The sequence below is a fragment of the Serinicoccus sp. CNJ-927 genome, assembly GCF_001942435.1.
GTDB classification, from domain to species: Bacteria; Actinomycetota; Actinomycetes; order Actinomycetales; family Dermatophilaceae; genus Ornithinicoccus; species Ornithinicoccus marinus.
Genome location: NZ_MKKF01000012.1, coordinates 36384 through 46400, shown reverse-complemented (window position 1 = coordinate 46400; position 10017 = coordinate 36384). Strand labels below are relative to the sequence as shown.

General features: G+C 75.2%; 8 protein-coding genes and 2 pseudogenes. All 10 read right to left on the bottom strand.

Annotated features, from left to right (window positions below; genetic code table 11):
• Positions 1-285: 285 nt before the first annotated feature.
• The 10 genes and pseudogenes from BJF86_RS06185 to BJF86_RS06135 all read right to left on the bottom strand — a co-directional run bounded on the left by BJF86_RS06185 (position 286) and on the right by BJF86_RS06135 (position 10006).
• A complete protein-coding gene (locus BJF86_RS06185; RefSeq protein ID WP_321166156.1) occupies positions 286-1293 on the bottom strand; it encodes a phosphodiesterase in 1008 nt (335 codons plus the stop codon).
• A gap of 151 nt (positions 1294-1444) precedes the next feature.
• Positions 1445-2196: pseudogene (gene cobS, locus BJF86_RS06180) on the bottom strand (adenosylcobinamide-GDP ribazoletransferase).
• Between the two features lie 6 nt (positions 2197-2202).
• The gene (gene cobT / locus BJF86_RS06175) at positions 2203-3330 is read right to left on the bottom strand and encodes a nicotinate-nucleotide--dimethylbenzimidazole phosphoribosyltransferase (protein WP_075817480.1); all 1128 of its coding nucleotides are present in this window, start codon (positions 3328-3330) and stop codon (positions 2203-2205) included.
• Positions 3331-3335: 5 nt separating this feature from the next.
• Positions 3336-3860 carry a bifunctional adenosylcobinamide kinase/adenosylcobinamide-phosphate guanylyltransferase gene (cobU, locus tag BJF86_RS17405; RefSeq protein WP_022923631.1) on the bottom strand — a complete coding sequence of 175 codons (525 nt, stop codon included), beginning with the start codon at positions 3858-3860 and terminating at the stop codon, positions 3336-3338.
• A gap of 73 nt (positions 3861-3933) precedes the next feature.
• Positions 3934-5096, bottom strand: a pseudogene (locus BJF86_RS18755) (CobD/CbiB family cobalamin biosynthesis protein).
• Positions 5093-5782 (bottom strand): adenosylcobinamide amidohydrolase, encoded by a 690-nt coding sequence (locus BJF86_RS06155; RefSeq protein ID WP_237768106.1) that lies wholly within the window; start codon positions 5780-5782, stop codon positions 5093-5095. Before BJF86_RS06155 ends, BJF86_RS18755 begins: the two are co-directional and overlap by 4 nt.
• Positions 5779-7407, bottom strand: coding sequence for a cobyric acid synthase (locus BJF86_RS06150; protein ID WP_075817474.1), 1629 nt, complete (start codon positions 7405-7407; stop codon positions 5779-5781). The genes BJF86_RS06155 and BJF86_RS06150 overlap by 4 nt, the downstream gene beginning before the upstream one ends.
• The gene (cobO, locus tag BJF86_RS06145; RefSeq protein WP_075817472.1) at positions 7408-7983 is read right to left on the bottom strand and encodes a cob(I)yrinic acid a,c-diamide adenosyltransferase; all 576 of its coding nucleotides are present in this window, start codon (positions 7981-7983) and stop codon (positions 7408-7410) included.
• Entirely contained in the window at positions 7980-8930 is a 951-nt protein-coding gene (locus BJF86_RS06140) for an ABC transporter ATP-binding protein (RefSeq protein ID WP_083652761.1), read from the bottom strand. Before BJF86_RS06140 ends, cobO begins: the two co-directional genes overlap by 4 nt.
• Positions 8927-10006, bottom strand: a complete 1080-nt coding sequence (locus BJF86_RS06135) for a FecCD family ABC transporter permease (RefSeq protein WP_075817470.1) — start codon at positions 10004-10006, stop codon at positions 8927-8929. Before BJF86_RS06135 ends, BJF86_RS06140 begins: the two co-directional genes overlap by 4 nt.
• Positions 10007-10017 lie beyond the last annotated feature (11 nt).

Below are 10017 nucleotides of genomic sequence, written 5' to 3'. Positions count from 1 at the left end.
CAACCTTTCGACGGTCACCCCCGACGGGAGGCCTCCGGCCGACCGGGAAAGTTCTGCCGGGGCAACCTTTCGACGGTCACCCCCGACGGGAGCCTCCGGCCGACCGGGAAAGTTCTGCCCGGGCAACCTTTCGACGGTCACCCCGACGGGAGCCCTCCGGCCGACCGGGAAAGTCGCGCCGGGGCAGGCATTCCACGGTCAGGTGGGAGACGGGCCGGGCTACTGACCGGGGAAATGGCGCCGGGGCAGGCATTCGACGGTAGGCCGTCACAGCAACCCGACCCGCTACCCGCTGTTGAGCGGGGATTTCTTGCGCGACACCAGCTCGCGCCGTTCCTCCGGGCTCATCTGCGCGAGCTGCGCGGCTGCCGCCGCGGGGTGCCCCGCGACCTCTGGGCCCGCAGCGACCGGGACGATCGAGTGGACGACGCGGTCGGCATACACGTGGACGACGTTGACCGACTGGTGCGCGTCGACCGCCGAGGTGAAGCGCGCGTCCGGCGCAGGGTCCTCGAGATAGCAGGTCGCCGCGGCCACGCTCACCGGGATCCCCGCGAACGTCGAGTGGGAGGAGAAGTGGAAGTGCCCGCCGAGGATGCTGACGACATCCGTGCCGGCGAGCACCGCGGCCAGCCGGTCCTGGTCCAGCAGCTCGATGATCGCCGCCGCCGGGACCAGCGGGACGGGGATCGGCGGGTGGTGCAGCGCGAGGATGGTGCCGTGCTCGGCAGGTGTCGACAGGACCTCCGCGAGCCACCGGAGCTGGGCCTTCCGCAGCTCGCCGTGGTGGTAGCCGGGCACCGTCGTGTCCAGCGAGATCACCCGCAGCCCGCCGATATCGTGCACCGCGTCCTGCGGCTCGTCCGTGGTCGCCTCGCGGTCGAAGAGGCCCGCGGCGTAGGCCGGTCGCTCGTCGTGGTTGCCCATCACCCACACGATCTGGGCTCCGAGGTCCGCGGCGAGCGGGTCGAGGAGGTCGCGCAGCTGCCGGTATGCCCCTGGCTCGCCCTGGTCGGCCAGGTCACCGGTGACGACGATCGCCTCGGGCGCCGGGTCGAGCCGGGTGAGCCGCTCGAGGGCGGTGCACAGCCGGGTGGTGGTGTCGATCGCGCCGAACTGCAGCGCCCCGTCGGCGAGCAGGTGGGTGTCGCTGAGGTGGACCAGCGTGCGCAGCGGTGCCGGGTGCTGGCCGAACTGCACCGGGTCGGCCGGCGTGTCGGAGGGGTCGGCATGATGGGATCGCTGCTCCGGCTCCGGCTGGTCTCCTGACTCCGGGCGTCCTGACTCACTCACGTGGGCCAACCTACCCACCGAGGGCCCGGGGGGCAGCCGGCTCTGCCCTCGGGATAAGGGGCAGCCGGCTCTGCCCTCGGGAGGCGGGACCGGAGAGTCGGTCGGGGCGCACCGTGCATCGAGGCAGAGGTGAGAGACAGTGAGCGGTGGCTCAGAGACCGGGCAGCGTCAGGGCGCCGAGCAGGGCAGCGAGCTGGGTGAGCACCGCGGTGGCCCCCAGCACGTCGCCGGTCACGCCGCCGAGCGTCCGCTCCGCCCACACCTCGACGAGCAGCGGCACGACGAGGGCGGCGAGCAGCACGCATACCCCCACCCAGAGCCCGATCGGCCAGAGCGCGAGCGTCGACAGCCCCGCCAGGCCGCCTGCCACGACCACCGGGCCGGTCCGCAACCCCCGCACGAGCGGCCCCGCCATCCCCTCGGGCCGCCCCGACGCAGCCGCAGCGCCACGGTGAGCATGCCCGAGCGCGACAGCGCGCCGACCGAGGCGAGCACCGCGACGACGCCCCACCACTCGAGCGACCCCAGCAGCGCTTGGACGGCCGCGATCTGCAGCACGAGCGCCAGCACCACTGCGGCCGTGCCGTAGACCCCGACGGCGTGGTCCTTCATGATCCGCAGCCGGCTCTCCCGGTCGCGCCCGCCGCACCCGTCCGCGCAGTCGGCCAGCCCGTCCAGGTGCAGGGCACCGGTGAGCAGGACCTCGGCCAGCACGGCGAGGGTCGCGGCCACGAGGGGCGGCACCAGCAGGCCGGCGCCCCAGGCGAGCGCACCCACGACCGCCCCGACACCAGCCCCCACGATCGGGAACGCCCAGGCCGCCCGGGCCAGGTCGAACCGCTCGCGCGCGGGCAGCGGCACCCGGGTCAGGAAGCTCGTCGCGTCCCGCAGCGCGGCGATCATCGGTGCTCAGGCACCGTCGGCCGACGCACCGCCGCCGCCCGCGCCCGCAGGCCCGCTGCTCAGATCGGCCAGCTCGCCCATGTCCTGCAGCAGCGCCAGGCTGGAGCGGATGAGCGGGATCGCGAGGGCCGCCCCGCTGGCCTCGCCGAGCCGCATCTGCAGGTCGAGCAGCGGGGTGAGCCCCATCTCCTCCAGCTGCATGGAGTGGCCGGGCTCGGTCGAGCGGTGCGCGGCGATCATCGCGTCGGCGGCGGACGGGCACAGACGCCAGGCGACCAGCGCCCCCGCGGTGCTGATGAACCCGTCCAGCAGCGCCGGCACGCGGTGCGCGGCGCACCCCAGCGCCACTCCCGCCAGCGCGGCGATCTCCAAGCCGCCCATCGCGGCCAGCACGTCCCACGGCTGCTCGACGTCGTCGTGCCGCGCGAGCACGGCGTCGACCGTCTCGACCTTGTGCGCCAGCGCCTCTCCCTCGAGCCCGGTCCCGGCACCCACGACGCGTGCCGGGTCGCGGTCGAGGATCGCCGAGGTGAGGATGCTGGCGGTCGTCGTGCTGCCGATGCCCATCTCGCCCAGCGCGATGAGGTCGGCGCCGTCCTCGATGAGCTCCTCGGCCAGGCGGATCCCCACCGCGACCGCCTGCTCGGCCTCGGCACGGGTCATGGCCCAGCCCTCGGCGCTGTTGTCGGTCCCGGCGCGCACCCGCCGGTCCAGCACCGGGGCATACGTGTGCGTGGGGTGCAGCTGCGGTGGCTCGACCACCCCGAGGTCGGCGACGACGAGCTGCGCGTCGGCCTGGTGCGCGAGGATCGACACGGCCGCTCGACCGCTGACGAAGGTCGTCAGCATCTGCGCGGTGACCTCCTGCGGGTAGGCGCTGACGCCCTCGCGCGCGATCCCGTGGTCGGCGGCGCACACCAGGACGACCGGGGAGTCGACCCGGGGCGTGGTGGTGCGCTGGATGCCGGCGACGCGCGCGGCGAGCCCTTCCAGGCGCCCGAGGCTCTGCCGCGGCTTGACCTTGCCGTCGAAGGCGCGGGCGACCGCGGCCGAGCTCTCGTGGTCCGGGCCGCCGATGGCAGCGATCGTGCGGTCGATCAGGGCGCGGTCGGCGCTCTGCCCGGTCTCGCTCATGCTGGTCAGTCCTCCGGAGGGTCGAGGGTGAGGGTACGGCCGGCGACGACGAGCTGCGCGAGGTCGGCCTCCGCGGCCAGGACGGCGTTGACCCGGCCCAGACGGTCACGGTAGTCCCTCGACACCGGGTGCAGGGGGACGATCCCCAGGCCGACCTCGTTGGTGACGACGATCACGCGCCCGCGGTATGCCGAGGCCCACCCTGCCAGCGAGCGTGCCCGACCGAGGGTGGTCGCCTCGTCGTCGCCGTGCTCCAGGAGGTTGGAGACCCACAGGGCCAGGCAGTCGACGACGACGCAGGCGCCGGGGTCGAGCGCCGCGCAGGCGTCGACCAGCTCGACGGGCGCCTCGACGGTGCTCCAGCCCGTCGGGCGCTCGGCACGGTGGCGGGCTATCCGGTCGGCCATCTCCGCGTCCCGCGGCTGGCCGGTGGCGACGAAGACCACCGGGTCGTCGCCGTGCCGTGCCCGGCGGACGGCGAGGGCGGACTTGCCGCTGCGCGCGCCCCCGGTGAGCAGGGTCAGGCTCATGCGGGTGCTCCTCGGCGGGTCGGCGCGGTGGCGGGGGGTGCCACCCCAGCGTCCCACGCCTGTCGGCGCGGCGTCATCGGTGACTCGATGGCGTCCGGGTGAGCGACCGCCGAGCCGGTAGCGCCGACCCTGCGCCCCTCGGGTGCCGGCGACGTCCCACGAGGGCCGCTGCACCGAGGCACCCGGCGACGACGGCGAGTTCGACCCGACCCACCAGCTGCCGTGCCCGGGCGATGTCGGCCGGACCGGGCCGTGGGCCTGAGCCGAGCCGGGGCCGCTCCTCGCGGCGGCCGGCATACTCCAGCGGGCCGCCGAGCTCGACGCCCAGCGCCCCCGCGACGACGCTCTCCGCGACGCCGGCGTTGGGGGAGGGGTGGGCCGGTGCGTCCCGGCGGACGATCTGGAGCACCTCGATCCCGGTCGGCCGCGGACCCGGGCCCGCGCCCTCCTCGTCGACCCACTCCTCGGACCTGTGCACGGTTCCCGCCCCCTGTCCGGACCTGTGCACGCTTCCTGGACCGGAGCGGAGGACATATCCGCCGCTCTGCCCAAGCAAGCGTGCACAGGCGGCGTCCAGGGCGACGAGGCCGGCGAAGAGCCGTGCCGGCGCCCAGGCCAGGACGTCGTCGGCGCGCGCGGCGACGGTGCCGAAGCGGGCATACCGGGGGCTGCGGTGGCCGACCATCGCATCCATGGTGTTGACCGCGCGGTGGACGAGCACGCCCGGTGCTCCCGCGACGAGACCCCAGAAGGCCGGGGCGATGACGGCGTCCACGGTGTTCTCGGCGAGCGACTCGACCACTGCCGCCGCCACGCCGGACCCGTCGAGCCGCTCGGGTCGCGCCCCACCAGCCAGGGCAGGCGCTCGCGGGCGGCGGTCAGGTCGCCGGCGCGCAGGAGCTGCTCGATGTCTCGCGAGGTATGCCGCAGCATGCGCCCGGCGCTCGCGACCCCCACCGCGAGCGCGAGGCCCGGGACACCGGCCCCGCCCAGCACGAGCCCGGCCCCGGCACCCAGGCCCGCACCCGCCGCGGCGTAGGCCGCGCCTGCGTCGCGGCGGTCGGCGTACAGGGCCTGCTCGAGACGGCCCATCACCGTCCCGAACCACGCGACCGGGTGCCAGGCGTCCGGCGGCTCGCCGAGGGCGCGGTCCAGCAGCAGCCCGGTGGCGACGCCGAGTGCGCGCCGGGCGAGGACGTGCCGGACCGAGGTCGGCCGCGGGTGGGCGAGACTCACCAGACCACACCTGCCCCACCCGACGCCTCGGGCTCCCACGGGTGGGCGGCCAGTCCGTCGCGGACCGCGCCGTGGACCACAGTGGCGATCCGCCCGCCCCACTCCGAGCGGACCCCGGCGAAGACGACGGTCCCAGCATGCCCCTCGTCGCCCGGTGGCTCCGGGCTGAGCACGACCACCGCGTCGCTGGCGGTGCCGGTGCCGGGCACGCCCGCCCTCACGAGGGCCTGCGCCTTGGCCTCCGTGGTCGTACCCACTGCCTGCACCAGCGCCGAGGCCGACAGCGGCACCGTCACGACCACCACGATGTTGATGGTGCCGGGCACGTAGCCCTCCCGATCGGACACACCGTCGTGACCAGCCCGCTCCGGCGGCACCGCCCATGTCGGCTTGGTGACGCCGACCGTCGCCCAGACCCGTACGCCGTCCACCTCGGTCGCCACGACCTGCGACACGTCGGCCGCGGTGAGCAGTGCCGTCCCCGGGCCGGAGACGCCGAGACCGTCCGCGCGGGAGGAGGCATACCGGTCGAGGTCGGTGCGGGTGAAGTCGTCCCCGACGCCGAGGTTGAGCACCCAGCACGGCCGGACGAGCCCGCCACCGACTGCTGCCGAGCTGAGCCCCCACCAGCCGCGGGGCACCCTCCAGACCAGCGCACCCTCGGCGCGCTCGAGCTCGACGCTCACCATCCGGGCGCCTCGTCGGGCGAGGTCGCGGTATACGCCAGCGCGCGGACCGCGGCCACGTCGAGGTGCTCCTCGACCCAGTCCGCCAGGTGGTCGAGGTGCGCGTCGAGGGCGGCGGCGTAGGGGACGGGGGAGGGCCGGAAGTCGCGCCCGTGCACCGCCGCGACCGCCCCGAGGAGGGCGTGCCGGAGGTCGTCCGCGTCCAGGATCCCGTGGACCGTCGTGCCCCGCACGCGGCGGTCCGGGCTCACGCACCCCTCGGGTTCGCCGCGCGCTGCCTGCCCGCCGCGCTGTTCGTCGTCCGGGTCAGGAGCGAGCAGCGTGAGCCACGGTTCGCCGTCGCCGTGCCGGCGCACCCGACCGAGGTGGATCTGGTAGCCCGTGACCGGCAGCCCCGGGGGACCGGCGGTCTGTCCGGTCGCCAACCGCACGACCTTGGGCCGGGCGAAGCGGGTCGACACCGGGAGAAGGTCCAGCCCCGGAACGGTCACCCTCCCGGTCGCGTCGCCCCCGGCCGCGGCGCCCGCGAGCCCCCCGTCCTCCGACCCGCTGTCCTCCACCCCGTTGTCCTCGATCTCCATCCCGAGCATCTGGTAGCCACCGCAGATCCCCAGGACGTGCGGCCCCGCCGGATCCGCCGCCGCCCGCATGACCGCGCCGGCCAGCCCCCGCCCCCGCAGCCAGCGCAGGTCGGCCACGGTCGCTCGCGTGCCGGGCATCACGACGAGGTCCAGGTCGTGCAGCTCGCCCGGCCGTGTCACCCAGCGCAGCTCGACCGACGGCTCCAGCACGAGCGGGTCGAGGTCGGAGGGGTTCGCCAGGTGGGGCAGCGCCACCACGCCGATCCGCACCGGGCGATCCGGCTTCTCGCCCGCGCCCATCCCGAGCCCGGGCCGCCCCGGGGCCCGCAGGTCCAGCGAGTCCTCCACGCCGAGCATGAGGTGCTCGCCCAGGTGCGGCAGCACCCCCAGCACCGGTATGCCCGTGCGCGCCTCGAGGTCGCGGACCGCCGGCCCGAGCAGCGAGACGTCGCCCCGCATCCCGTTGAGGACGACTCCGCGCAGGCACGCCCGCAGCCGGTCCGGCAGCAGCGCCCAGGTGCCGTAGGCCGCGGCGAAGGCCCCGCCCCGGTCGATGTCGACGACCAGGAGCGCGGGCATACCGGCCGCTGCGGCGAGCGGGAGGTTGACGACGTCGCGGTCCAGGAGGTTCGGCTCCGCGGCACCCCCGGCGCCCTCGCACACCACGAGCTCGTGCTCGCGACGCAGCGAGGTCAGCGCGTCGAGCACGACCGGCCGCAGCGCCCGCGCCCGGTCGCCGTAGCCGACCGCGTCGTCCACCGCGACCTTCTCGCCCAGGACGACGACGTGCGAGCGGCCACCCGACGGCTTGAGGAGCACCGGTCCCATCCGCCGGTCGGTCGCCACGCGCGCGGCGAGCGCCTGCATGGCCTGCGCCCGCCCGATCTCGCCGCCGTCCGGGGTGACGGCCGCGTGGTTGGACATGTTCTGCGCCTTGAACGGCGCGACGTCGACCCCGCGCCGCGCCAGCGCCCGGCACAGCGCTGCGGTGACCGTGGACTTGCCGGCACCGCTGGTCGCCCCCGCGACGAGCAGCGCGCCCACCTAGTAGTCGATCCCGCGCCGCGCCCGGATGCCCTGCTCGAAGGCGTGCTTGACCGGCACCATCTCGGTGACCGTGTCGGCGACGTCGATCACCGGCTGCGGCATCTCCCGCCCGGTGAGGAAGACGCTGACGTCCGCCGGCCGGTCGCGCAGCGCCGCGACGACGGCGTCGGTCTCGATCCAGCCCCAGTTCATCGGGTAGGAGATCTCGTCGAGCATCACCATCCGGTGCTCGCCCGCCGCGATCAGCCCGGCGCTGAACTCCCACGCCGCGACCGCCTTGGCCCGGCTCTCGTCGAGGTCGGTGCTGTCCCAGGAGAAGCCGTCGCCGGCGCTGAACCACTCCACCCCGAGCTGGCGCAGCATCGCCTCCTCGCCGGTCCGCCACTTCCCGGACTTGAGGAACTGCACGCACGCGGTGGGCCAGTCACGCCCCCGGCTGCGCAGCAGCGTGCCGAAGGCCGCGGTCGACTTGCCCTTGCCGTGGCCGGTGTTGACGAGCACGAGCGAGGGTGCGGAGCGCAGCTCGCGCCGGTCGTAGGGCCGCTTCGTGCGTGGTGCGTCGTGCTCGGTCACGAGACCTCCTCGATGGCGCCCCGCTGGCGGGGACGTCCGGACATCGGCCCCCGAGGCCCGTCGCCTACGGTGCTCGGTCCAGGACGGCGAGGGGGCGGGGTGGCCCGGTCCGGCAGGGAGATCGGCTCCGCCGCCGGGGTATGCCCGCTGCGCGCCTCCGGGAGCACCACCAGGTGGCCGTCGACGTGGTGGACCCGGACCGGATGGGCGTAGACGCGGCTGAGCAGGCCCTCGTCGAGGACCTCCTCGGGGGTCCCGAGCGCCACCGGGGTGCCGCGCTCCAGGAGCATCAGGCGGTCGGCATAGCGCGCAGCCATCCCGAGGTCGTGCATCGCCGCGACCACGGTGAGCCCGTCGCTGCGCCGAATCTCGTCGACCAGCTCGAGGACCTCGACCTGGTGACCGACGTCGAGCGCGCTCGTCGGCTCGTCCAGCAGCAGCACCGGGCTCTGCTGCACGAGGGCGCGGGCGATGACGACGCGCTGCGCTTCGCCGCCGGAGAGGTTGCGGACCTCACGCCGGCCGAAGGAGGCCAGGCCCAGGCGGCGCAGCACGTCGGTCGCGATGCGGCGGTCCCGCCGCGACTCCAGCGCCAGCCAGCCCAGGTGCGCGGTGCGCCCGAGCAGGACGTACTCCACCACGCTCATCCCGGGCGGCAGCTCGGGGGACTGCGGCATGAGCGAGAGGTCGGTGGGCCCGGGTTCGCTGCCGTCGCCGAGCTCGACGGACCCGGTGCGCGCGACCAGCCCCGCCAGCGCCCGCAGCAGGGTCGACTTGCCCGAGCCGTTGGGCCCGATGAGGCCGAGCCACTCGCCGGCCCGCAGGTCCAGGTCGACCCCGCCGACCACCTCGGCGCCGTCGAAGGCGACCCGCACCTCGCGGGTGCGGACCGCGTGGGCGGGGGTGAGCGGACGGACCTCGCCGTCGCCGACGGTCTCGCTGGTCACATCCCCGCCTTCCGTCGCCACAGGACCACGCAGAAGAAGGGCGCCCCGACGAAGGCCGTGATGACCCCGACCGGCAGCTCGGCGGGGGCCACGAGGGTGCGCGCCCCGATGTCCACGGTCGCCAGGAAGGCCCCGCCGAGGATCGCCGACAGCGGCACGATGAGGCGGTAGGAGTGCCCGACGAGCAGCCGCACCAGGTGCGGCGTCACCAGCCCGACGAAGGCGATGAGCCCGCTCACCGAGACCGCGGCCGCGGTGATGAGCGTCGCCGCGCCGACGACCACCAGCCGGGACCGCGACGGCTTCAGCCCGAGCGACCTCGCCTCGTCGTCGCCGAGCCGCAGCACGTCGAGGTGCCGCGCGTGCAGCCACAGCACCGCTCCGGCGAGCAGCACGTAGGGCAGGAGCAGCGTGACCGGCCCCCACCCGCTCGTCGCGAGCCGGCCGAAGAGCCAGGAGAGCACCTCGCGGGAGCGGGTCTCGTCGAGCCGGGTGAGGGCATACGTCTGCGTCGCGGAGAAGAGCGCCGCCATCGCGACGCCGGCGAGCAGCAGCGTCGCCGGGTCGCGGAACGAGCCGCGCGCCACCAGGACCGAACCGGTCACCGCGAGCAGCGCGCCGAGGAAGGCTGCCATCGGCAGCGCCGCGATCGGCCCCCACGACAGGTCGAGCCCGAAGCCGAGGGCGAGCACCGCTCCCAGCCCGGCCCCGGCGGACACGCCGAGCAGGTAGGGGTCGGCCAGCGGGTTGCGGAAGACGCCCTGGTAGCCGGCTCCCGCCATCGCCAGGCTCGCGCCGACGAGCGCGGCCAGCATCGTGCGCGGCAGCCGGATCTGCCAGAGCACCGCCTCCTGCGTCGAGGTGAGCGTCTGCGCCAGCTCCACACCGGGGAGGGCACCCACGAGCGCCCGGACGACACCCTCGACCGGCAACCCGGCCGCGCCCTGGGTGACCGAGGCGAGCACCGTGAGCACGAGCAGGGCGGTGCACCCGACCAGCGCCGGCACCGACAGCCGGAACGCGCGGTCGGCCGCCTCGTCCAGCGCGTCGGTCGGCGCGTGCGTGCGGGTGCTCATCGGGTATGCCC

What these genes read in the sequence shown, in the direction of transcription:
- cobT (WP_075817480.1), bottom strand. Translation starts at nt 3,330, where the DNA reads ATGAGCGAGACCGGGCAGAGCGCCGACCGCGCCCTGATCGACCGCACG.
- cobU (WP_022923631.1), bottom strand. Translation starts at nt 3,860, where the DNA reads ATGAGCCTGACCCTGCTCACCGGGGGCGCGCGCAGCGGCAAGTCCGCC.
- BJF86_RS06135 (WP_075817470.1), bottom strand. Translation starts at nt 10,006, where the DNA reads ATGAGCACCCGCACGCACGCGCCGACCGACGCGCTGGACGAGGCGGCC.